23 protein-coding genes are annotated in these 22469 nt (G+C 42.7%); 1 reads left to right on the top strand and 22 read right to left on the bottom strand.

What is annotated here, in order from left to right:
- The first annotated feature begins 15 nt into the window (after positions 1-15).
- Positions 16-879, top strand: coding sequence for a YitT family protein (locus AYJ08_RS15275; protein ID WP_064018448.1), 864 nt, complete (start codon positions 16-18; stop codon positions 877-879).
- A 171-nt stretch (positions 880-1050) separates the two neighbouring features.
- Here the strand turns inward: AYJ08_RS15275 and AYJ08_RS15280 are convergent, their stop codons facing one another.
- The 22 genes from AYJ08_RS15280 to trpE all read right to left on the bottom strand — a co-directional run bounded on the left by AYJ08_RS15280 (position 1051) and on the right by trpE (position 22337).
- The gene (locus AYJ08_RS15280) at positions 1051-1869 is read right to left on the bottom strand and encodes a sporulation protein YpjB (RefSeq protein WP_003341667.1); all 819 of its coding nucleotides are present in this window, start codon (positions 1867-1869) and stop codon (positions 1051-1053) included.
- A gap of 48 nt (positions 1870-1917) precedes the next feature.
- Positions 1918-2529, bottom strand: a complete 612-nt coding sequence (locus AYJ08_RS15285) for a DUF1405 domain-containing protein (RefSeq protein WP_064018449.1) — start codon at positions 2527-2529, stop codon at positions 1918-1920.
- A 188-nt stretch (positions 2530-2717) separates the two neighbouring features.
- The gene (locus AYJ08_RS15290; RefSeq protein WP_064018450.1) at positions 2718-3512 is read right to left on the bottom strand and encodes a menaquinol-cytochrome c reductase cytochrome b/c subunit; all 795 of its coding nucleotides are present in this window, start codon (positions 3510-3512) and stop codon (positions 2718-2720) included.
- A gap of 30 nt (positions 3513-3542) precedes the next feature.
- The gene (gene qcrB, locus AYJ08_RS15295; RefSeq protein ID WP_003338582.1) at positions 3543-4214 is read right to left on the bottom strand and encodes a menaquinol-cytochrome c reductase cytochrome b subunit; all 672 of its coding nucleotides are present in this window, start codon (positions 4212-4214) and stop codon (positions 3543-3545) included.
- 1 nt (position 4215) lies between these two features.
- Complete coding sequence (locus AYJ08_RS15300) at positions 4216-4731, bottom strand: QcrA and Rieske domain-containing protein (protein WP_031414554.1); 516 nt, start codon at positions 4729-4731, stop codon at positions 4216-4218.
- Between the two features lie 339 nt (positions 4732-5070).
- Positions 5071-5508, bottom strand: a complete 438-nt coding sequence (locus AYJ08_RS15305; protein ID WP_064018451.1) for a DUF2487 family protein — start codon at positions 5506-5508, stop codon at positions 5071-5073.
- Between the two features lie 76 nt (positions 5509-5584).
- A complete protein-coding gene (locus tag AYJ08_RS15310; protein ID WP_018670086.1) occupies positions 5585-5791 on the bottom strand; it encodes an IDEAL domain-containing protein in 207 nt (68 codons plus the stop codon).
- Between the two features lie 10 nt (positions 5792-5801).
- Positions 5802-6917 (bottom strand): hypothetical protein, encoded by a 1116-nt coding sequence (locus AYJ08_RS15315; protein WP_064018452.1) that lies wholly within the window; start codon positions 6915-6917, stop codon positions 5802-5804.
- Between the two features lie 259 nt (positions 6918-7176).
- On the bottom strand, positions 7177-8124 hold the full coding sequence (locus AYJ08_RS15320; protein WP_064018453.1) for a tetratricopeptide repeat protein: 948 nt from the start codon (positions 8122-8124) through the stop codon (positions 7177-7179).
- 77 nt (positions 8125-8201) lie between these two features.
- Positions 8202-8852, bottom strand: a complete 651-nt coding sequence (locus AYJ08_RS15325) for an anti-sigma factor family protein (RefSeq protein ID WP_031414549.1) — start codon at positions 8850-8852, stop codon at positions 8202-8204.
- Positions 8849-9442: an RNA polymerase sigma factor gene (locus AYJ08_RS15330; protein ID WP_003338575.1), complete on the bottom strand. Its 594-nt coding sequence runs from the start codon at positions 9440-9442 to the stop codon at positions 8849-8851. Before AYJ08_RS15330 ends, AYJ08_RS15325 begins: the two co-directional genes overlap by 4 nt.
- 266 nt (positions 9443-9708) lie before the next feature.
- Complete coding sequence (locus AYJ08_RS15335) at positions 9709-10845, bottom strand: amidohydrolase family protein (RefSeq protein ID WP_064018454.1); 1137 nt, start codon at positions 10843-10845, stop codon at positions 9709-9711.
- A 349-nt stretch (positions 10846-11194) separates the two neighbouring features.
- Positions 11195-12343: a DUF4097 family beta strand repeat-containing protein gene (locus tag AYJ08_RS15345; RefSeq protein WP_064018456.1), complete on the bottom strand. Its 1149-nt coding sequence runs from the start codon at positions 12341-12343 to the stop codon at positions 11195-11197.
- Positions 12344-12555: 212 nt separating this feature from the next.
- Entirely contained in the window at positions 12556-13839 is a 1284-nt protein-coding gene (gene aroA / locus AYJ08_RS15350) for a 3-phosphoshikimate 1-carboxyvinyltransferase (RefSeq protein ID WP_064018457.1), read from the bottom strand.
- A gap of 29 nt (positions 13840-13868) precedes the next feature.
- Positions 13869-14969 (bottom strand): prephenate dehydrogenase, encoded by a 1101-nt coding sequence (locus AYJ08_RS15355; RefSeq protein WP_064018458.1) that lies wholly within the window; start codon positions 14967-14969, stop codon positions 13869-13871.
- A 161-nt stretch (positions 14970-15130) separates the two neighbouring features.
- Positions 15131-16228 (bottom strand): histidinol-phosphate transaminase, encoded by a 1098-nt coding sequence (hisC, locus tag AYJ08_RS15360; protein ID WP_064018459.1) that lies wholly within the window; start codon positions 16226-16228, stop codon positions 15131-15133.
- Positions 16229-16258: 30 nt separating this feature from the next.
- Complete coding sequence (trpA, locus tag AYJ08_RS15365; RefSeq protein ID WP_064018460.1) at positions 16259-17077, bottom strand: tryptophan synthase subunit alpha; 819 nt, start codon at positions 17075-17077, stop codon at positions 16259-16261.
- 1 nt (position 17078) lies between these two features.
- Positions 17079-18293: a tryptophan synthase subunit beta gene (gene trpB, locus AYJ08_RS15370; protein ID WP_031414536.1), complete on the bottom strand. Its 1215-nt coding sequence runs from the start codon at positions 18291-18293 to the stop codon at positions 17079-17081.
- The gene (locus tag AYJ08_RS15375; protein ID WP_064018461.1) at positions 18265-18966 is read right to left on the bottom strand and encodes a phosphoribosylanthranilate isomerase; all 702 of its coding nucleotides are present in this window, start codon (positions 18964-18966) and stop codon (positions 18265-18267) included. Before AYJ08_RS15375 ends, trpB begins: the two co-directional genes overlap by 29 nt.
- Positions 18963-19784: an indole-3-glycerol phosphate synthase TrpC gene (trpC, locus tag AYJ08_RS15380; protein WP_064018462.1), complete on the bottom strand. Its 822-nt coding sequence runs from the start codon at positions 19782-19784 to the stop codon at positions 18963-18965. The genes AYJ08_RS15375 and trpC overlap by 4 nt, the downstream gene beginning before the upstream one ends.
- Positions 19774-20799 carry an anthranilate phosphoribosyltransferase gene (gene trpD / locus AYJ08_RS15385; RefSeq protein WP_064018463.1) on the bottom strand — a complete coding sequence of 342 codons (1026 nt, stop codon included), beginning with the start codon at positions 20797-20799 and terminating at the stop codon, positions 19774-19776. Before trpD ends, trpC begins: the two co-directional genes overlap by 11 nt.
- Positions 20793-22337, bottom strand: a complete 1545-nt coding sequence (trpE, locus tag AYJ08_RS15390) for an anthranilate synthase component I (protein WP_064018464.1) — start codon at positions 22335-22337, stop codon at positions 20793-20795. Before trpE ends, trpD begins: the two co-directional genes overlap by 7 nt.
- Positions 22338-22469 lie beyond the last annotated feature (132 nt).

Raw genomic sequence — 22469 nt, forward strand, 5'->3', positions numbered from 1 at the left:
GAGAGATTTCCCTTCATGAAATTGCATTTGAAGAACATATTGGCAATTATCCTCGGTTCTATCATCATGGGTTTTGGCATTAACGCTTTTAACATTCCAAACGGACTGGCAGAAGGCGGTATCACAGGGATCAGCATCCTGATCAAGCTAGCCTTTCCAGCTATTGATCAGGGGATTGTGTATCTATTACTCAATCTTCCTTTATTCTTTATTGGATATCGTTTGTTAGGGAAAATCAGCTTTTTTTACACCGTTGTGGGAACGGTTTCTTTATCTGTTTCGCTTTCAGTATTTGGCATGATTTTAGATTATGAAAAATTGGGCGACACTTTACTTGCCACATTATTTGCGGGAGTAGCAATCGGTAGCGGACTTGGTATTATTTTCCGTTATGGTGGGACGACAGGCGGTGTCGATATTATCGCCCGCCTATTAAACAAAATGTTTGGGATCAGTATGGGTCGCACCTTACTAATGGGCGACATTCTAGTAGTCGGTGCATCTCTGGTCTACTTGTCTGTTCAAAACGCTATGTATACCTTGGTCTGTGTCTATATTGCTGCACGTGTCATAGACTTTTTCCAGGACGGGGCATATGCTGGCAAAGCTTTAATGATCGTATCGGAGTACCCTCAAAAAATAGCTCAGGAGATTCTGACCACAGGGCGAGGTGTCACGATTCTAAATGGAAAAGGGGCCTTCTCAGGCATGGAGAAGGAGATTGTCTACTGTGTTGTTAGCAGAAATGAAGTCCCTCGTCTTAAAAACCTTATGAATGAAATTGACCCTCATGCTTTTGTGATCGTTAGCGAGGTTCATGAAGTTTTAGGTGAGGGTTTTACATTTGATGAAAATAAAAAGCCCTTGCGCCAAACATAGGTGGCTTTATGCGTTATATCTTTAGCTTGAATTAACAAGACTTTTGGGTGTTCTCATGGATACTTACGAATCTCTACGCATCCAATGAGTTATCTCATCATGATTACTTCAAAAAAGACCTGCTCTGAATGTGAGTAGGTCTTTTTTCGTTATAAATCGTTCCATTCCGCATTAGATCCTTCGTTGCTTCATAGCAGAGTACTTTATCCAAGCTACATATGCCAGTGAAACAGTCACCAATGTCGATATCCACACCATCAGACGATATGTTGATTCTGGATTATCCATAAATGATCCCACAGCAGTCTGATCCTCCCCAACAAACGCTTCCTGCATCGTACTGCTCAGTTCTCTGATAGAAGAACGCATTATCTGCCAATCCAGCTTTTGATTTAATAGATGTTTGGCTATTTCTTCATATTTTCGTGTTACCTTATCCATTGCCTGTTCTTTTAATTGGATCGTCATTGCAGGCCGTAGTGCTAAATACAACTGGTAATTTTCTTCATATTGCGCTCGAAGGGTCTCGGTATCTCGCTCCACAGCAGCTTGCAGTAGATTCTGCATCTGCTTTGAGTAGGAGTTATAATAAGTGCGCCACATAGGACTCCTTTGATGGCTCAGAGCATCTACAGCTACTCTCACCTGCGTTGCATGCCACAACAACCGATTCTCTGTCGTTTTTGGATTTGTATAAGCTTTTTTGGCTGATAAAATGGACTGTGTTACAGCATTCAGACTCTCAATCCGTAAAGATATAGGAAGGGTTTCGTTGGGAAATTGAGAAGCTAACCTCTCTATTTTAAGTTTTGCTGTGTCATAATCTCCTTTTTCAGTAGCTCGTAGCATTTCCCCTGCCACCTTATCTAATTCAGCCAAATGTTTTTCTTCTGGCGGTTGGTTCATTTTTGTCACAAAGTAACTAATCGGCATGGATAATAGAAATCCCACCACCAATAAGAGCAGTAGCATTTTGATGTTTTTTGGCACAAAAAAACCTCCTTTCCCATAGTACAGACTATGGAATGGAGGACAAGATTAGACCTGATTTTTATTCGCTCGTGTATGTAAATAATAAATAGTCGCAATGGAAAGCAAGCTTAAAACAACCGTACACAAGCCCACGATACCGGTATATGGAACCAGTGGTGTTGGTAAATACGGGTGAATTTCCATTACGTAATCGAGAAAATCGTTATTTAACACCCAAAGCGCTGCTATTCCAAGCCCCAACCACGTTATTTGATAGTAACGAGCATATAGCATTGACTCTACTGCCATGCCCAAATGGGACGCTAAAAGCATCAAATCCTGCCAACGAACTTCGTTGCCAAGAGACCAGCCTGCAATAATAACTCCAACTGCCCACATTCCGTACTTAAAGTTCGTAACTGATGCTACCGCTTCCAATATTGGAACATTTCGCCCCAATATATACATGAAGATAACTAGAGTAAATAGTCCGCTCCCAGTAGGGCTATCTGGGACAAATAACAGCAAATAGGGCGCATTATAGGCAGCTACATCTGCAAGTTGGTCCTTATACCAGTAAAAACCGTAGATTGTCCCGAAAAAGTTAATGAAGAACAATGTCCAGAGAAACCACGATTTTTTCAATGATCCTAGAAACCAGAGCCACATCCATTTCATTTCCTTACGTCACCCCTATTAGCTGTAAAAAGATACCTCTCTAGTTTACATGTACCAACTTACATCTGCAACCAATGTACACACGTTTGTAAGAATTGTGTTACAGTTGCGTGTCGAACTGTCTATTAGGTATAGTCTCCAAAAATAGAAAAAGCTGACCGAGATCATCAGCCAGCTTTCGTTCTTTGCTATTTCAAACTCGCTAGGTAATCTACCAGTTTTTTCAGATCCTCATCTGATCCTTTAAACATACCACCTGGCATAGTACCTTTTCCTTCTGCAATGGTTTTGTGGATATCCTCAGCGCTTAGGGTTGAACCAATTTTTTGTAGATTAGGTCCCATACCGCCTTCAAGATTTCCACCATGACACCCAATACAAGACTGATTTGCTGCCCACAATGGGTCAGCTTTAAAGTTTGGATCAGCCTTCGCCGCAGCAGCAGGAGCTCCTCCTCCACCGCCGCTGCTACCGCCACCTAGCTTAGCTAACTGTTTTTCATGCTCGTCATGAGCTGCCCAAGTTAAGAAGAAGATGGAGAACAAGGACAGTAGCATAAGTCCAGTTGCAATAGGACGGCGAATTGGACGTCTATCTTTACCTGTATCTAGGAATGGCGCTAGAATCATAGCACCAAATGCAATGCCCGGAATACCGATTACGCCAAGCAGTACGTGATCACCTGCTGCCCATGGATACTTCAATAATTGGTACAGGAACAAGAAATACCAGTCCGGTACTGGAATAAAAGAAGTATCATTTGGGTCAGCTTTTGCTGTTAGTGGTGATTCATGTGAAACCGTTAACACCAAGAAACCAAGCAAACAAACCGCAGCAACCATCCACTCTTTTAACAGAAAGTTTGGCCAAAACGGTTCAGTGGTTCCTGGATAGTCAGAATACGAAGGTGACACATTTGGCATGCGCTTCGCTGAGATCCGAGAGTCTCCAACGAAGGTAGCATTTTTATCCTGTTTTGCCATGCTAATTCCTCCTATTGTTGAAGACTAGTTTTATAGAGGTCCAGAAATACCTTGTACACGAATCATAATAAAGTGAGCACCCAATAATCCCAACAAGCCAGCTGGCAAGAAGAATACATGGATAGCGAAGAAACGAGTAAGCGTTTGCGCTCCTACAATTTCTCCACCCGTTAACAAAGTTTTCGCATAAGGTCCAATTATCGGAATTGAGTCTGCGATTTGAAGCCCTACTTTTGTAGCGAAGTACGCTGTGTTATCCCAAGGTAAAAGATAACCAGTAAAGCCTAGTCCAAGCATAACGAAGAAAATTAACATCCCTACAATCCAGTTTAATTCGCGTGGTTTTTTATAAGATCCTGTGAAGAAGACACGTAAGGTATGTAGGAACATCATGACGATTACTAAACTTGCGCCCCAATGATGCATACCGCGAACGATTACACCAAAAGCAACTTCAGTTTGTAAGTATTTTACGGACTCATAAGCATTAATGATGTCTGGAACATAATACATGGTCAAAAACATTCCAGATAAAATCTGAATTACAGTAATAAAAAAAGTAAGGCCCCCAAAACAGTAAACGAACGCTGAAAAGTGATGTGCGGGATTTACGTGTTCAGGCACTTCATGGTCAGCCAGATCACGCCACATAGGAGTGATATTTAGGCGTTCGTCCACCCAATCATACATTTTTTGTATCATTTTATCCGCTCACCCCTGGACGTGGATTTGGTACAATTTTACCTAAGTAAACTTTACCATCTTTAATTTCTACTTCGTACTCATCAAGCGATTGAGTTGGCGGAGTATTCAGAATGTGCTCTCCATTAATTGCATACCTACCAAAGTGACATGGGCAAAAGTACTCGTTTTTAAAATCTTCACTAGAATTCCAGCTCACGGTACAGCCCAAGTGCTTACAGATAGGCGACAATGCCAACAGCTTGCCATCTTCTAGCTTACGAATCCAGGCAGACATTGTTGTTTCTGATTCATACCAGCCGTCTTTCGTATGAAGAGTAAAGTTCACGTTCTTTGGTTCCGGCCCAAAATCGCTTACATTTCCAACCGCAACTTTATCTCCAGCAGCCGAAGCTTTCAGCACAGGATCAATGGCAAAGCGAATCATTGGTGTGATCATACCTGCAGCCAAGAAACCACCAGTTCCCATGAGCGCATAGTTTAGAAACGTACGTCTGGAAATTTCTTTTTTGCTCATCTATTTCCCTCCTTATCCTGTTAGATTTCTTTCAGATTTCGACTACATGCATATAGGAAACACTAGGTCAAGACCAATAATAGCTAACCCCTCAAGTAATGTCAATAATATGACTCTTTAGAGTAACCATTGCTTTGCGAAAATACTGATAATGTTAAGATTTTGTCAAAAATTCAACACAATTCAGGCAAATTAGGCTGAAAAAGGAAGAGTTATCCAAAAATCCTTATCGTTTCGTCTCTTTTTCACCCTGTTATTGGAAAGAAAGGGATTACTCATCCAGAATCAGTCTTATCTGGCGAAAAGTAAATTCCCTTTCTCACATTTCTATAAATTAGTCTATTTTTTATGTTTTTGCCAAATTTGCAAAATCTCTTGATATAAAACATCACATGTAATTTGAAAGCGAATCTCTGACTCCAAATCTTCATCACTGATCGTTAAGAACTCCACATGAGTGTCTAAATCCTGATATTGTGGTATATGAACATCTATTCCAGAAAAACGTAAAAGAAAATTATAATCAAATTCATCGGGTAATTGAATCTCGTTGGGTCCTGCGGCATCCTCTTTTATCTGATACATGAGTGGAAACAACACGATTCTTCCCTTCAATCGTTGTTCCACAGCCATAGCCAGACTAGAGAGGTAACCCATACGTGTAGCATTTGTTGCAATTGATAGCTTCTTGTCAAATATGTAATGCGGTAAAATGGCTGAATCATAATAAGGTCTAACTGCCTCAAATCCTTGCAGTTCTTCTACATTCCATTGCATATTGCGTACCGCCTCTCCCCGTTATATTAAGCTAAAACGAGGAAAAACGCCCGCTTACAAGCGAGCTCCTCATTTTTTAACCTGTTTCAGTTATCTCATATGTTAGTAATTCTTTCAATTCATTTGTCAGCATCAGAAACTTTTCCTTATTTTTTACAGCCAATGCTTCATCAATCTCTTTATATAGTGTGCGCTTGCGAAATTGTCTCACCTGCTGATCAATCATGATCTCCGATAGCAATCCCGACATAAAACCATTGCCCAAGTACTTGGACTGTTCCATGACTAGTCCCTCATTTCATTAATATGGTGGTATCGACAAAACCGTTATAATCTCGCAGCCAAACCTCGCAAACGTCCGTTCTTTCATAAACCCACTCGCCTGCCCTCGATTGTCCTACCTTTAGCAATCCAACATGAACCATCATTTTTAAAATACGGTTGGATAGGATTTCCTCTCGTTTGTCATAATAAAAAGACTTCATCCAAGGTAGTAACAAATCGGATAGCTGTTGGGAGGAGTACCATTGATTAGAAGTTAGCATCGCTATCAACTGAACCAACAAGGGAAGATTAGGAATCGCTCGTTTATATAAACGAAACCAAAAACGGATGCATTCACTGTGAGTATGCAGGCTAGTTCCTTGTTGGAGAACCTCTAAACCAATCGGTGTGATAAAAACATGCTTCCCATCCTCAGCAATCCAACCTTTATGGTAACAAAAATCATAAAGTAGCGAGAATCGGTCTGGATATAGGTCAAAATGCAATCCATATCCAAAACGCCATTTCTGTGGAGCAAGCGGTTCCTCTTTTACGCTTAAAAAATGAAATAGCTGTACCTGAAAGCGTCTGTACATGCCTCCATCTTGAGTAAGAGGAACAGGCTCATTTTGCAGGAAACGGAGCAAAATCAGCATATCATCTAATAAAGCCGTTCCTTCATCACGGTAAGCACTAGGGACCTCATTCTGGACTTTTATCCCAGGCAAGTGCTGTATCCATGTCTGTACATACAGCTCACGAATATCAACTGGGATTTCAAACTGTCCTTGCAGCCTACCCTTCGCTGGAAAAATCCAACCTCGTTTTAAGGCAAACGCTACTTTTTTACGCGCCTCTTCCTTCTTTTTCTCACACTCCTCTACTTGTGCAATTGCTGCTTTTGCTAGTAAATCCTCGAGTGTATACCGCTCGCGTTTATCCAGAAATAACAGCAACAGGAAGTGCAGATCAGCCGAAGAAAGCTGCTCTAGCTCCGCTCGTATTGTCTTTTGATGTCGCAGCCCGGTCATTAAAGTAGTGACCAACTCGTTTTTCGAATGCGGATCGCACTGATAACCATAATGTCTCGCAATCTGATGTAATTGGGCAATATCAGCGTAAACGAGTACTTCAGCTAATTTCATTGCGCATCCCTTCTTACTTTGCAGATTTACTTCCATTGTTGCCCAGTTCATTCTAGGATTAAACCTGCTCCAATCATTTTGATAAAGAAAACCTTGGACACATCTCAAATCATTATTCGAAAGCAAATGAGCCTATTAGGTGATGCGACAAATAAAAAAAGCACAGCTTTCACTGTGCTTTTTAAATGGCATGGGAAGTAGAGAACTGCTAATGAAGTCCAATCAGGCGGTTTGATTACCTTCAACTCAACCTGCTGATTTATTCTTCGTTTGTCTCCTCCTGTAAATCCCATTGCTCCAATAACTTCTGATATTCTTTTGATTCCTCATAACGACCAGCCTGCATTAATAGAGCTGTTAAACGGCGGATATGTTCTACATCAAAACCAGAAAGATCTACATACTTTTTCAGCGCATCAATCGCTGCTTCTGTCTTTCCTTGGGATAATAAAATATCACTATGCAGCGGATAGGCGATTACATATTCTTCATCAATCGCAATCAAGAGCTGGATATAGCGCTCTGCTTCTTCCCATTTGTCGGTATAGAAAGACATCAAAGCACAGCCATATACAACCTCTGGTAATTGTTCGTACTGCACTGCCTTTGTATAGAGTTGATAGGCTTCTTCAAATTGACCCTGCTGAGCAAATGTACGTGCTTTTAATACAAGCGCATGGAACGTGGTTTCAGAAATTTCATCTAACAGGTTTATGGCTTCCTGCACCTCGCCTGTTTTCATATACATCTCGCTTAAAGCCGCTCGCAATTCTTCATTTTCTGGATCACGTTCGTGAGCAATTTTTAAATACTTTACAGCTACCTCTTCTAAATCCTGCATAGCATACAAGTCAGCCAGTAGGAGATACAATTGAATCTCATCATAGCCTTCCTCTTTAAGCGCATACAGATATTCATGGGCAGCATCGTAGTCTGCTTCGTCTAACGCAATCTCCGCAGCCATAATTTTGGCTTCCTGATCCATCTCTTTTGGTATAGTGGGATTTGCTAGCAAATCTTGAATGATCTTAATTGCTTCCTGATTATGTCCAAGTCCATACCAGACATCTGCCAAACAGAACATTACTTCAGGAATTTCTTTGCCGTGTTCACCTATTTTATGTAAAACTTGCAATCCAAGTTCCATTTCATCATTTTCGATTTTATTAACAGCTTCCTCAATGATACGCAGCCATTTTTTTGGCATGCGAAACACCCCATTTCTATAACTAAGCGATAAAAGACCGTCAAAATGACGGTCCTCTTCCTTTATTTTATATGATTTTAAGCTCTTGTAAACCAACTCATAGTCAAAACCGTAATTAAAATTCCAAAAAAGCTTAGAATGACACTATAATTCGGCTTATTCGACGACGGTTCCATATCAGAGGTAATCACATTAACACGCATCTCTTTTTGTTGTTTTATTAACGGAGCAGTTGTTTCACCGCCAGAATCAATTGTCTGAACTACCACATCTTGATCTGATTCAGAGGCTGTACTTACCTCAGATTTGACATTATCAGAGGACAGAGCTTCTGCTTTTGCAGTATAAGGTACAAACGAATTAAGATTGTCATCTGAATTATGATAAAGAGTGAAGGAACATATCATTAAAAGTACCATGGCCACACTAAGTCCAATACGCCGCATACGCACGGTTAGTGTAAACACCTTTTTCCCAATCGGAATGGCCCATTTCTCTTCCGATAAAATGCGTGCCATGACAGCATCTACAATCGAAGTGGCAGGTGGATTAGCTATGTAGTCATCTTTATGCATTTGTATGAATTTGTCGCTATCTAGTAATACATCATATTTTGAATGACAGGAGTCACAACAGGCCAGATGGTTCTGAAGCCTGCGCTCCGATAACTCTGGCAAATCACCCTGTGCATAGTCATGTAACATTTCTTGTGCTTCATCGCACCTCATCGCTTACTCATCCCTTCGGCTTCTTCCAATTGAGAATCAATAAAATAGGATTCCAATTGTAATTTAATGCTTTGTCGAGCCCGAAATAAAAGAGATTTAACCGAACTAACCGTAAGATCGAGGATTTTGGCAATTTCATTGTAATCCAGTTGCTCATACTCACGTAAAATAAGCGCCGACCGTTGTTTTTCAGGAAGATTATTAATCGCTTGTCTCACCAGATCCTCACGCTCTGTTTGCAACAATTGTTGTTCAGGGAGCCGTTCAAAGGAAATGCTCGGAACCTGAACACTGTCTTCCAAATAAACGTCAGCGTTACGACTTTTACGCAATTCACTCAATACGGTGTTGCGAGCAATGGTATACAGCCATGTTGAAAATGTAGCTTCCACATCTCGGAAAGAATGAAGGCTTTTATACGCTTTATAAAAGGTTTCTTGACAAATGTCCTCGGCTATATGCTCCAGATGTGCTTGGCGCAGCATATGGGCAACAAAGGTCAAGATTTTCCTTTCATACCGACGTATCAGCTCGGCATAACTCTCAATATTGCCCTCTTTTATTTCGCGAATTAACTGGGAATCGGTCATTGACTAGGTTTACCTCCTAAGCGATTCCAAACTCCCCAGTGACCCATGCACTAAATTAGACCACGCAGATCACCAAAAGTTGCGGAAAAGGCATAAACTTTTTCAGCGATGAAGAATCCGCCTTCAGGAAAAGCATAGCCCTTCTGAAGGGACGCGTTCTACAACTCACCAATTCTTATGCAAAAGCAGCCTACGTAGAGTAACTAAGAAGAAAAACAGGGGACTTCATCATAGTAAGAACAGTATGAAAAAACCCCATGACGGGGTTACATCGCGTAGTTATATGGCCGTAATGGCCTCAGATGTTTTCCTGCACCAATTGTCGAATGATGAGTACCGTTCTGATAAATAAAGACGCCTTTCGACATAACTCTCACAGGATTACATACTTCGCTAAGAATGAGCATAGTGGAAATAGAATGATTTGTCAACCATTTGTCTTTTTTTAGGAACAATAAATCAGCATCTGCACCTGGCAACAAGCTTCCTTTAATCGGATAGCAGCCAGCCAGCTTTGCAACGTTCGTCGAAGCTAGTCGTACTGTTAAGGACAGGATCCGCTCTGCTTGTCCACGCGCCCAAAATTGTGATGGGACAGTTAATTCCTTGATGGAAGCATATAGCGAATGGTGCGAATACCAATCTCTTAAGTGCTTCAAGATCCATCCATGCTCTTTCTGTTTCTCTTCAAGTTTCCCAACCGGCTGGAGATGATAAAAAGAAATCGCTTCTTTTATTACGTCTTTTGTTTGATTTTCATTTATGCAGGTGCGAATTTTTCCATAATGGCAATATTGCAACCATGCTTCTATGATAATCTGACGATCTTCTCGGGAAATGGTTTCACCCAAAATGTGCAAATGTAATGACACTCCCTCCTGCAGAAGGAGCGGATATAGTCTATTCCAGTTAATTCGGTGCACTTCTTCTACTGTACACACTACAATTTGGATGAGACGGAATCCTTGTTTTATTAATTGCCGAATCCGATCGTAATGGCACTCAGAAGCCATGATTTCGATTCGAACTGCATAATCAAGTGGACTATTGTAATGGGGAGATAGCTGGTACATGCATTGTGACTCATCCATCCATTTGCCTATCTTAATCGTATCAATAAATGTTGTAATTCCTTGTTCGACTAGCATTTGGATCTGCTGAACGTACGATTGGGTAGGCCGATAATTGAGTGAATGTGCTTTCATTACCTGCAAAAATCCAGGCAAAATATAATAATCGGAAGCATCAATTTCTACTCTAGCTTGTCCACTACTCCATTCTCTACGCAATGTATCGGTGTGAGTGCGCACAATTTTACCGTTTTGAATCCAAATATCCGCTTGTTTCACCGCATGCTGTGTAACAACTGAAGCGTTACGAATTATCGTGAGAAGCCCATCCATGCTCGTCCTCCTCTAGATCTTTTCGTTAGTGAGATTACCTTTACTACGAGCATATGTGAAATTCCGGTGATTATTCCCAAGATTTTAGGCTTCAGACAATTCGATTCAAAAAAAACCGTTGATCGAATGAAAGCGCATTCAATCAACGGTAGCACACTTGTGCAAAATATTTGGATAGGAGTGGAGAGAAACCATACTGTACTTCTAATTATACCCATATTTAGTAACTTGTCAAACTATTTTTATCGTGAGTATATTTTTAAAAAGTACGTATTTTATAAAGAAAGAGAACCCCAGCAAGGAGAGAGCTTTCCTTACGAAATTCTTTCCATTGCTGGGGTTTATTTCATTATCGTGTAGCATCAAAAGTGATACTTCCTAAATCAGTTGATACCTGGATCGGAAAGGTCCCATCTCCCAAGGTTTTGACCGTCTTGACACTTGCTCCGCTACGTTCAACTTCTAACTCATTCCCTGTAATACTTCCTAACTTGGTACTTGCCGTTAATGTCACCTGACTCTTTTTTGGGATATGTATCATAACAGCCCCTAAATCCGAGTGCAGTTGCCATGGCCCATTGAGAACTGCATCACTTGATACATTAATTTTACCGGCATCATTTCCTACATCCAGCGTTCCTTGCACTGATCCGCTCACCGTAATCATTCCTACATTTGAACGGAGTGTTGCATTTGAAATGTTTGTCGCCTCAATAGCACCTGCGTTAGAACTAACTTTTAGCTGTTCGGTAATATCAGAAACCGTAACCTTACCTGCATCTGATTTCACATCTGCTTTACTTACCTTCTTAATGTCCGTTACACCTGCTTTTACCTCAGAGACAATCTCCGTATTTTCGGGAACCATCACATATAAGGTTAAATCTCTAGCCTTATTGTAGTTATCTCTGATCTCTATACTGGTTTCTTGTCCTTGTTCCACACTTACTTCTATATCCTTGGCTCTTTGCTGGGCCTCTTGCTTCGAATCAGCTTTCACATTCCCATCAACACGAATATGAAAACGGCCATCCGCCGCACCCTCTACCATAACCTTGCCAAAATCATTTGTAAGCCGAAGCGTTTGCATATCAGCCACATCCAAATCCTTTTCCATGACTGTAACAAATTGCACAGGCCCCTTATAAAGCCGATTCGTTACTAGCTCCATAATGTTTCCATTAGAGAAAGCTTGGTAAACGTTTGCCCCCATAAGAATCACAACCATTAGGATCAAGCTACTAGCATCCAGTTTCCAGCCTGGACTATTCTCAGATGTTTGGAACAATTGACGGAAAATCAATTCAACTCCAATGATAATTAGGAGCAACGGCCAAAACTTTAAGACTGTTGCTAAAACGTTCGTATAAAAAAGTTGATCTACTAGAATACCAATCCCTATTGCTAAAACCGTTATGGCTAACTGCCAAGGACCTATCCGCTTTTGGCGCGAGCGGTGGGAATGTAAAGATGATTGTTTTTCTTCCGGTTGACGCATGAACTTCTCCTCTCTAAACGACATCCGTTTGTGCGTTGGGTTAATTGTAGCATAACACATTTGATATCGGCTCAGCCCTTGGACGTATCTTCGACTAAGACCCCCGATTGTTTCATTTAAATCTATCATTAAACAAGAAATAGCTCCTACCAATGATGATAGAAGCTACCCCTACTAAACGCTGATCACTTAGTTAATTAAGTCCTCTACACTTACCGCTGACAAATGGAAGCAAGTAAGGTAGCAAAGCCAGGAAACGATACGTCGATTGCTTCAGCTTGTCGCACAATTGTTTCACCTTGTGATGCCAATCCCGCAATAGCCATTGCCATACCGATACGATGGTCACCCATACTGTTGATATCTGCGCCGTGTAAGTCGCATTCTCCGGTAATGATCATGCCATCATCAGTCGGTTGAACTTTTGCACCAAATTTCCCTAGCTGGCTTGCCACGGTTGCAATTCGATCTGTCTCCTTCACTTTTAATTCTGCAGCATCCCGGATAATCGTTTCTCCTACGGCTTGAGTAGCCATTACGGCAATCACAGGAATTTCATCAATCAAACGCGGAATCAGATCACCTTCAATAACAGTTCCATGCAATTTTGTATGAGCTACATAAATATCTGCTACGGGTTCCTCGTTAACTACTCGTTCATTGCGTAATTCAATAGTCCCACCCATCGCGCGGACTACATCAATAATTCCAGTACGTGTTGGGTTAATTCCCACGTTTTTAATCAGAAGCTCGCTTTCTGGCAGCATCATAACAGCCGCAATTAAGAAAGCGGCAGATGAAATGTCTCCTGGTATACTGATCTCTCTACCAATCAGTTTTTGCCCGCCTTGCACGCTGACACTCTTTCCAGATTGGGTTACTTGGACACCAAAAGCTCGCAACATTCGTTCGGTATGATCGCGCGATACGCTTGGTTCTTCAACAGTTGTGGTTCCTTGAGCTTGCAAGCCAGCTAAGAGAACAGCAGACTTTATTTGCGCGCTAGCCACTGGAGAAGTATAGGTTATGCCTTTCAAATCGCCTCCACGTATGGATAACGGGGTGAACTCACCATTTTTTCGGCCATCTATCTTGGCGCCCATTTCACGCAAAGGACCTACTACTCGTCTCATCGGACGTTTCGCAATAGATTCATCTCCTTCTACTACACAATGAAATGGTTGCGTAGCTAGAATACCACTCATTAAACGAATGGTGGTACCCGAATTGCCTACATCAAGCTTTTGATCCGGTTCTTGCAATCCAAACCAGCCTTTCCCATGAACTGTTACACGATCACCTTCTCGCTCTATTACAACGCCCATACGGGAAAAACAATCAATCGTACTCAAGCAATCTGCTCCTTGTAAAAAACCACTTATATGCGTGGTTCCCTCTGCCAGTGCCCCAAACATGACAGCCCGATGCGAAATCGACTTATCTCCAGGTACTTGTGTTTCACCCTGTATTCTCTTAGCTGGTTGAATGGTTAACATGACTTTACTCCTCTCTTTACTTCCCTCTTTTAGTCTCTACGATACACATTGTAATCAAAATACCGAAGGAGTTCTATGCCTTTTGCCAGCTCTGTTTCATTGCGAAAGCTGATTCGCAGCGCGCCATATTCGTCCTCGCGTGTTTCTCTGATTTGTATGTTAGTAATACTAATTTCCTTACTTCCCAGTAAAGTGGTAATTCTACCAATCTCACCTGGATGGTCAGGAATATCAATGTATAAATCATGTAGAGCTGGAATAGCCCCTGGGCGTCGTTCCGGTATCGAGTCACGGAATTCACGCGCATCTTGGAAAAACGACTCAATCTCGTTTGCATCCTCCTGCTCCAGCGCATGGATAATCGCAGTAAAATCCTCCTGCCAATCGCGAGCGATCTGTAACAGATATGTCTTATTGCTTAATAAAACATCTCTCCACAGTTTAGGATTGCTAGAGGCAATACGAGTGATATCACGAAATCCGCCTGCTGCTAATCGATGATACCATGGTTTTTGCGTGTTGTATTTCGATACTTGATTGACTAATAGAGCAGCGATCAAATGAGGAAAATGACTGATTGCCCCAACGATTTCATCATGCTCGTCAGGCTGTAGCACAATGACCTTTGCACGTAATGGCTCAAGCACTTCCTGCAAAAGCTCTACTTGCTCAAAAGGTGTCTCTTCATCTGGTGTAAGCACATAAAAAGCATTTTCAAACAAACGTTCATTTCCTGCTTCTACTCCTGATTTATGAGATCCTGCCATGGGATGACCCCCGATAAACGTAACACCTTTCTCACGTAAAATGTGCGCACTTTGTACTACCTGATATTTAGTGCTCCCTACATCCGTAATAATCGTTCCTTCTTTTAAACGCAATTGAGCAAGCGATCGCATAAGATGATGGATTTGCTCTACGGGAGCCGCAATAAAGATAATATCCGCTTCCTTCACAGCAAGTTGCAGGTCTGTGCTTCCAGAATGGATAACTCCTTTATCTATCGCCTTGTCCAATTGTTCCTGGTGTAAATCAAACCCGACAATTCTGTTGAGAGGGTTCTGACGCAACGCAAGTCCAATGGAAGCTCCTATTAATCCTACTCCCAGAATGGCAATTGTTCTATTCATTTTCTCCGCTCCACTCCAAAGAAATCTCTCTATTTTTCGTCTATACCTGTCCTCATATTTTGCATGAGAACCAAGGAGAACACATAGATAGTAGAAAAAGCCGGTGTTGACCGGCCTGCTCCACTACTTATCTTACTATTTTTGCCCTATTATTTATTTCGTTATTTTTTAACAGCTTCTGTCACTAGACTTTCCAAAGCTGCTAACAGCTCATCGTTTTGCTCGCTATTTCCAATCGTGACACGCAGATAACCGGGATGACCGAGCGCATTGCCTGAACGTGTGATAATTCCTTTTTTCAACAAGTATTGGAAGGCCTCGTCAGAATCTCTCTTTACCTCCAATAAAACAAAGTTGGTTTGAGAAGGGAAATAGTGTAAGCCTAGTTCATCACATTTGTCTGTGATTCGCTTCATTTGTTGACGATTTTTCTGGCTACATTGTGTCACAAATTCCTGATCTGAAATCGCTGCACGTGCTGCGACTTGCGACAGGGAACCTGTATTGAACGGTCCACGCACATGATTCAGATGTGAGACGACATCTGGATTAGCTATACCATACCCGATACGCAGAGCCGCCAATCCATAGATTTTCGAGAATGTACGTAAAATAATCATATTTTTATATTTATCAAGGAGCGGTATGGTTTGAGGGTAATTTTCATCCACTACATATTCGTAATAAGCTTCGTCCAGTACAACTAATACGTTAGCTGGCACCTTTTCTAAAAAAGCGAGCAGCTCATCAGATGTATTCATTGTTCCAGATGGATTGTTAGGGTTGCATACCCAAACCACTCGAGTCTGTTCATTGATTGCAGCTAGCATCGCCTCTAAATCATGGACGCCATTCTTTAGTGGGATTTCGAGTAAATCAGCACCCTCTACCGTCACATTAGATCTGTATTGAGAAAATGTCGGGGTAGCCATTACGCTATTGGTCCCCTTCTCCAGATAAGCACGGGAGATCATTAGTACAATTTCGTCAGAACCATTTCCGAAAATCAATTGTTCAGGTTGTACGTTTAAAAATTCTGCAAGTTCCCATCGAAGTTGCATACTTGCACCATCTGGATAGATAGCCAGATCATTCATAGCAGCAAGCATCGCTTCTTTTACAACTGGGGAATAACCGTATGGATTTTCATTAGAAGCCAATTTAATTACTTCTGTAAGTCCTAATTCGCGCTTCACGTCGTCGATAGGTTTTCCAGGTTTGTACACCGGAACATTTAAAATTCGCTCTTTTGGTAGCACTTGTCCTCACCCCATGCTTTTTTGTTTCTGTTATTTTAACTCATTGGATAAGGATTTTACAAACTTTTTCACACGTTCTAATCCGCTGTTTCGCATCTCCTCACTAGAGAGGGCCTCGAGATTTTTCTCAACCTCTCTGACAATTGCGCTTCCCACAATCACAGCATCAGCATAACCCGCAACAGCGCGAACTTGTTCAGGAGAAGAAATCCCAAACCCTACTGCAACAGGTATACTGCTGTTTTCATGAGCAGTTTTAATTAAATCATCTAATTCAAGCGGAAGATTATCTCTAACCCCTGTAACGCCCAAAGACGATACGCAATATAAAAAACCGTCTGCTTCTTTGCCGATCATTGCGATTCTCTCCTGTGATGTTGGCGCAATTAATTGAATCAAATGTATTCCATTTTTCTTTGCCGCCCCACGCGCCTCCGCACTCTCCTCAAACGGCAAATCTGGGATAATGGCACCGTCAAGTCCATACGCCCGTAAATCAGCAAAGAAACGTTCCACACCATATTGCATGACTGGATTACAATATGTAAAGATCACCAGCGGAATGCTTACCCCTGATGCACGTAGCCTTTCTCCTAATCGAATAGCATCTTTTAATTTCACACCCTGCGCTATGGCACGCTGTGAAGCTCGTTGAATAATCGGCCCATCCGCCAAAGGATCAGAATAGGGAACCCCAAGCTCAATGACATCAGCTCCTGCTTCAATGAGCTTGTGAACCAGTTCAAAGGTTACATCTAAAGAAGGATCTCCTACCGTTATGAAAGGAATGAATCGTTTTACTGTTCGATCAGCAAACAGCTCTTCCATTCTTGTCATGGTATGTTGCATCTTAATTCTCCTCCTTGCTCAGATGGTTTTGTAAGGTATGAACGTCTTTATCCCCGCGTCCAGACAGGCATACAGCGATGATTTGATCGGAACTCATTCGCGGAGCGCGCTTTATAACTTCCGCTATAGCATGAGAGCTTTCCAAGGCAGGTAGTATCCCTTCTAATTTCGTAAGCAATTGGCAAGCCTCTAAAGCTTCCTGATCAGTAATTGCCACATACTCCACTCTGCCGCAGTCTTTTAAATAGGAATGCTCGGGACCAACACCTGGGTAATCAAGTCCAGCCGAAATGGAATGGGCTTCCTGCACCTGTCCATCATCATCCTGCAACAGATATGTAAGGGAGCCATGAATAATACCTGGACGTCCTTTTGTTAATGTTGCCGCGTGCTTGTCTGTATCCACACCTTCTCCTGCTGCTTCTACTGCAGTCAATCTCACCTGATCCCCCACAAATGGATAGAAAAAGCCAATGGCATTGCTCCCCCCTCCGACGCATGCGATAAGTTCATCAGGTAAGCGCCCAAGCTGCTCCAGAGATTGGGCTCGTGTCTCTGTTCCAATGATTTTTTGGAACTCCCGCACCATATAGGGATATGGATGAGGTCCCATCGCCGAACCAATTACATAGTAGGTTTCTTCTACATTACTCACCCAATAGCGAATTGCTTCATTGGTAGCATCCTTTAACGTGGCTGTTCCTGATGATACTGGAATAACCTCTGCTCCTAAAAGCTTCATCCGAAAAACATTTAACTCCTGACGTTTAATATCCTCTGCTCCCATGAAAACCTTGCAAGAAAGTCCAAGACGCGCGGCTACAGTTGCACTCGCTACCCCATGCTGGCCAGCTCCTGTTTCGGCAATAATAGCTTGCTTACCCATTCGTTTAGCCAGTAACGCTTGTGCCAAGGCATTGTTTAATTTGTGAGCGCCAGTGTGATTTAAATCTTCTCGTTTTAAGTAAATATGAGCTCCTCCCAGATGCTCACTCAGACGTTCAGCATGATAAAAGGGAGTCGGCCTGCCCGAATAAAAGCGCAGAAATTGATTTAACTCTGCATGAAAAGTCTCATCCTCCAACGCTTCCACTAAGCTTTTCTCCAATTCGATTAAAGCCTTCATTAAGGTTTCAGGAACAAATCTGCCCCCATATTCACCAAATCGACCTGATCGTAGGACAGATTCATCTCGTACATTCGTAGCTTGTGCCATGCTGCTTCACCCTTTCCGCTAATATTGTTATTTTGTGAGCATCCTTTTCACCATTGGTCTCTACACCACTGGAAAGATCAATTAAGGCTGGTGCATATTTGCTAAGTAAGGTTTCTACATTTTCTATTGAAATACCACCAGCAATGATTGCTTGTAAGGGAGCTACCATTCGTTGCAAATCGGGAATGTGCGCCCAGGCAAATTTTTTACCCGTACCTCCCGCTTGTTTTGGGTCATGCGTGTCAAATAAGTAGGCTTGCACACTATTTTTGTAGGAGGCAAGCTTTTCTGTAACGGAGTCACTCTCTGTCCCGATGCCAATCGCTTTCCATACGGGCTTGCCAAAGCGTTTTTGGGCCATTTGACAAAATTCTGGCGTTTCTTGGCCATGCAATTGGATCACGTCCAGAGGGACCTGGTTCACTATGCGATCAAGCTCAGATACATCTGGATTCACAAAAACCCCTACTAGACGCGGGAAAGGTAATCTCATATTTTCTAAAACATCTACATCCGCTGAATTCTTAGCTTCTGCAACCAGAGTCCTAGCCTGCTCTACTGTCACCCGGCGCTTACTTTCGGCAAACACCAAGCCTGCATATTCCACGCTAAGCTTCTGCAATAAGACGAGTGTATTCGCGTCTTTAATCCCACAAATTTTTAAGGCGGTCATATTGTGTCACCTCGTGAAATCACCTGAGGCTTCATATGTTGATCTTGCATTAGCTCACGAACGGCTCGAACCACGTCCTGCTGACGCATGAACTGCTCACCTACTAAAATGGAGCGCGCTCCTGCCATCCCGACTAAGTGAACATCTTCCGCTGTCGCTAACCCACTCTCACTTACGACAGGAATGCCGCTAGGAATCAGCTTCAAGAGATCTACGGAAGTATGTAGATTCGTGGTGAAGGTTCGCAAATCTCGATTATTAATGCCGAGCAGCATAGGCTCTACTGCCGACATCACTTGCTCTAATTCCGTTTGATCATGAACCTCTATTAGCACATCTAGTCCGATCTCTACTGCCATTTGATAAAAGTGCTTGATTTGTTCACGATCCAGAATGGCTGCAATCAATAAAATAGCATCCGCTCCACTCACTCTTGATTGAGCAACCTGATATTCATCAATAGTAAAATCTTTGCGTAACAACGGCTGAGGGACCAATTCTTTGATCATCTGTAGATACCTTAGTTCACCTTGAAAAAACGTTTCGTCCGTTAACACTGAGATCGCATCTACACCAGCTTCCTGATAAGACGCAGCAATAGCGGCAGGGTCAAAATTAGCACGAATGATGCCTTTTGACGGAGAAGCTTTTTTTACCTCAGCAATTAAGCTTACCTTCCGAGGGCTTGTGGTAAGAGCGTTGACAAAACCGCGAGTAGCTGGCAGTGCTTTCATCTCCGTTAGCATCTGTTGAAGATTTGTTCCTTGACGCAGGGTCGCCACCTCTCCTTTTTTTTGCTCCACAATTTTACGAAGCATGATGAACCCTCCTCATGACCTGACGTAGTTGTTCAAGCTTACGTATTGCATTTCCATTGTCGATCAGCTCAGCAGCCCGGATGACACCCTTTTGCAAGCTACTTACGTTATCCGTGAGGTACAGAATGGCACCTGCATTGAGCAGCACAATATCGCGTTTCGCCCCCCGTTCTCCTTTAAAAATTTGCTCTAGGATTAACGCGTTCTCTGCTGCATCGCCCCCTGTAAGCTCTGCGGAGGTCCCAAGCCTCAATCCTAACCGCTCCGGGTCAAGTCGATACGACGATACTTGACCATCTCTTAATTCAGCTACTTCGCTTTCCCCTGTAATCGTTAGTTCATCTAAACCGTCTAGTCCAGCAACAACCATGGCTCTCGATACACCTAACTCACTTAATGTCTTGGCAATCGGAACCAGCAATCCACGATCGTACAAGCCTAATAACTGGCGATCAGCCCGAGCAGGATTGGTTAATGGCCCCAGTAAATTGAAGACCGTCCGTATCGCCAGCTCTTTTCTCGGTATAGCCGCATGGCGCATTGCTTCATGGTAAAGTGGCGCAAATAAGAAGCAAAGGTTGGTTTCTTCCAGACATTCTGCCGCTTGCTCAGGCGTCAGTTGAATCGGAATCCCTAGTGCTTCTAACACATCAGCGCTACCACACTTGCTAGAAACAGCACGATTTCCATGCTTGGCGACACTAACACCGCCACTTGCGGCTACAATGGCTGAGGCAGTTGAAATATTAAAGGTAGAAGCACCGTCTCCCCCTGTGCCGCATGTATCAATCACGTTTTGCTTAGCAACAGGAAATGCTTTAACTCGTTCACGCATGGCTTCTGCAAAGCCAATCAATTCTTCAACCTGTTCACCTTTTACCCTGAGTGCCGCTAAAAATGCTCCGATCTGTGCATGCGTTGCTTTTCCATCCATGATTTCACCCATCGCTAATCGAGCCAGCGTACGATCCAGGTGTTGCTTTCGGGTAATTTTATCTAAGGAGGTCGTTAGCATAACGCTACCCCCTTTGGTTGAAACTGCTGCTCTGCCTTTTCTAGCGCTTTGACCATTGCTGCTGCCTTATTCATTGCTTCTTGATATTCTAGCTCCGCTATTGAATCAGCGACGATGCCGCCTCCTGCTTGTATATGCACATGATTTTGTGTAAACAACAGGGTACGAATCGTAATGCAACTGTCTAAATTTCCAGTAAAGCTGAAGTAACAAATCGAGCCTGCATACGTGTGACGAGCATCTTGCTCCAATTCTGCAATGATTTCCATCGCTCGCAATTTAGGAGCCCCAGATACAGTACCAGCAGGAAAAGCGGCAAGAAGAGCATCAAAACAATCCAAATCTTCACGCATCTCTCCTGACACATCCGAGACAATATGCATCACATGCGAATAACGGTCTACATGTAAGGGGTTTTCCACCTTTACCGTACCGTATTTGGAGACTCTCCCTACATCATTGCGGGCCAAATCAACTAGCATATGATGTTCCGCCAATTCTTTTGGATCGGCCAGCAATTCTTGCTCTAACGCCACATCCTCCTCGATTGTTGCTCCACGTTTGCGAGTTCCAGCTATCGGACGAACCTCAACCTTATTGTTCTGAACCTTCACTAGCACTTCCGGTGATGCCCCTACCAAAGTCGCTGATCCAAATGGCAGATAATACAGGTAAGGAGATGGATTCGTCGTTCTTAGCATCCGATAAACGGCAAATGGGTCCACATCCGTCTTCATCGTCATGCGCTGAGAAAGAACAACCTGAAAGATATCTCCGCTGGAAATATACTCTTTCGCTTTGGAGATCATGGTCTTATACTCTGAGAGACTCATGTTGCTTTGCAAGCTACTGGTCTGTGGCTTTTTGACCGCTTCGTCTAGCTGACTTAATTGATTTTGCTGTAGCCTTGTGTCCTTCGGTACAGGTGTATGCAGGATGTGATCACGCAAAGCGACCAATCGGGCACCAGCCTTTGCATACTTCATCTGCAACGATTCTTCTGTGTCCTCCTCAGAAACCCTAATGTGAACCATGCATTGAATTTCTTGCTTTACATGATCATAAACCAGCATTTCATCTACAAAAACGACATGCATATCCGGGATATCAAGCGGTTGGTTCCGGTGCTTAGGCAATTGCGTCTCTACATAGCGCAATGTATTATATCCCAAATATCCGATTGCTCCTCCTGTTAATGGTGGAAATTCAGCAATGGATGGCGCTCTATACTGCTGACATAATTCTCGCAGCACTTCCATGGGATTGCGGTTATACTGCTCTCGTTCCCCCGACTCTTTAAGAAGCGTCACCTGCTGGTCAATCGCTTCTACTCGCAAAAAGGGGCGTAGTCCTATAAAGGAGTACCTAGACCAGCGTCCTCCTCCTTCAACACTTTCTAGTAAAAAAGCTGCTTCTTCCGTACATTTTTGATACAAACTGATCGGCGTTTCCTGATCAGCTAACAAAGTAAGGCGAATGGGAATAAAATTGTGTGTAGATGCATAGTGCTGCACCTCTTGAAATGTGGGCTCTAACATGGACAACACACCTCTCTTCTTTAAGATAGAAGAGGATGGTCGTATAGAAGATGGGATAATATGTAAGACAAAAAACACCCAGGAAAGAGTCCTGGGTGTTGGTTTATAGCATAACGAAACCAGTCTCAGCTC

Origin of the sequence: Brevibacillus sp. SKDU10 (assembly GCF_001645205.1) — a bacterium.
GTDB classification, from domain to species: domain Bacteria; phylum Bacillota; class Bacilli; order Brevibacillales; family Brevibacillaceae; genus Brevibacillus_B; species Brevibacillus_B halotolerans.

What these genes read in the sequence shown, in the direction of transcription:
- AYJ08_RS15275 (WP_064018448.1), top strand. Translation starts at nt 16, where the DNA reads ATGAAATTGCATTTGAAGAACATATTGGCAATTATCCTCGGTTCTATC.
- AYJ08_RS15285 (WP_064018449.1), bottom strand. Translation starts at nt 2,529, where the DNA reads ATGAAATGGATGTGGCTCTGGTTTCTAGGATCATTGAAAAAATCGTGG.
- AYJ08_RS15290 (WP_064018450.1), bottom strand. Translation starts at nt 3,512, where the DNA reads ATGGCAAAACAGGATAAAAATGCTACCTTCGTTGGAGACTCTCGGATC.
- qcrB (WP_003338582.1), bottom strand. Translation starts at nt 4,214, where the DNA reads ATGATACAAAAAATGTATGATTGGGTGGACGAACGCCTAAATATCACT.
- AYJ08_RS15300 (WP_031414554.1), bottom strand. Translation starts at nt 4,731, where the DNA reads ATGAGCAAAAAAGAAATTTCCAGACGTACGTTTCTAAACTATGCGCTC.
- AYJ08_RS15305 (WP_064018451.1), bottom strand. Translation starts at nt 5,508, where the DNA reads ATGCAATGGAATGTAGAAGAACTGCAAGGATTTGAGGCAGTTAGACCT.
- AYJ08_RS15310 (WP_018670086.1), bottom strand. Translation starts at nt 5,791, where the DNA reads ATGGAACAGTCCAAGTACTTGGGCAATGGTTTTATGTCGGGATTGCTA.
- AYJ08_RS15315 (WP_064018452.1), bottom strand. Translation starts at nt 6,917, where the DNA reads ATGAAATTAGCTGAAGTACTCGTTTACGCTGATATTGCCCAATTACAT.
- AYJ08_RS15320 (WP_064018453.1), bottom strand. Translation starts at nt 8,124, where the DNA reads ATGCCAAAAAAATGGCTGCGTATCATTGAGGAAGCTGTTAATAAAATC.
- AYJ08_RS15325 (WP_031414549.1), bottom strand. Translation starts at nt 8,852, where the DNA reads ATGAGGTGCGATGAAGCACAAGAAATGTTACATGACTATGCACAGGGT.
- AYJ08_RS15330 (WP_003338575.1), bottom strand. Translation starts at nt 9,442, where the DNA reads ATGACCGATTCCCAGTTAATTCGCGAAATAAAAGAGGGCAATATTGAG.
- AYJ08_RS15335 (WP_064018454.1), bottom strand. Translation starts at nt 10,845, where the DNA reads ATGGATGGGCTTCTCACGATAATTCGTAACGCTTCAGTTGTTACACAG.
- AYJ08_RS15345 (WP_064018456.1), bottom strand. Translation starts at nt 12,343, where the DNA reads ATGCGTCAACCGGAAGAAAAACAATCATCTTTACATTCCCACCGCTCG.
- aroA (WP_064018457.1), bottom strand. Translation starts at nt 13,839, where the DNA reads ATGTTAACCATTCAACCAGCTAAGAGAATACAGGGTGAAACACAAGTA.
- AYJ08_RS15355 (WP_064018458.1), bottom strand. Translation starts at nt 14,969, where the DNA reads ATGAATAGAACAATTGCCATTCTGGGAGTAGGATTAATAGGAGCTTCC.
- trpA (WP_064018460.1), bottom strand. Translation starts at nt 17,077, where the DNA reads ATGCAACATACCATGACAAGAATGGAAGAGCTGTTTGCTGATCGAACA.
- trpB (WP_031414536.1), bottom strand. Translation starts at nt 18,293, where the DNA reads ATGGCACAAGCTACGAATGTACGAGATGAATCTGTCCTACGATCAGGT.
- AYJ08_RS15375 (WP_064018461.1), bottom strand. Translation starts at nt 18,966, where the DNA reads ATGACCGCCTTAAAAATTTGTGGGATTAAAGACGCGAATACACTCGTC.
- trpC (WP_064018462.1), bottom strand. Translation starts at nt 19,784, where the DNA reads ATGCTTCGTAAAATTGTGGAGCAAAAAAAAGGAGAGGTGGCGACCCTG.
- trpD (WP_064018463.1), bottom strand. Translation starts at nt 20,799, where the DNA reads ATGCTAACGACCTCCTTAGATAAAATTACCCGAAAGCAACACCTGGAT.
- trpE (WP_064018464.1), bottom strand. Translation starts at nt 22,337, where the DNA reads ATGTTAGAGCCCACATTTCAAGAGGTGCAGCACTATGCATCTACACAC.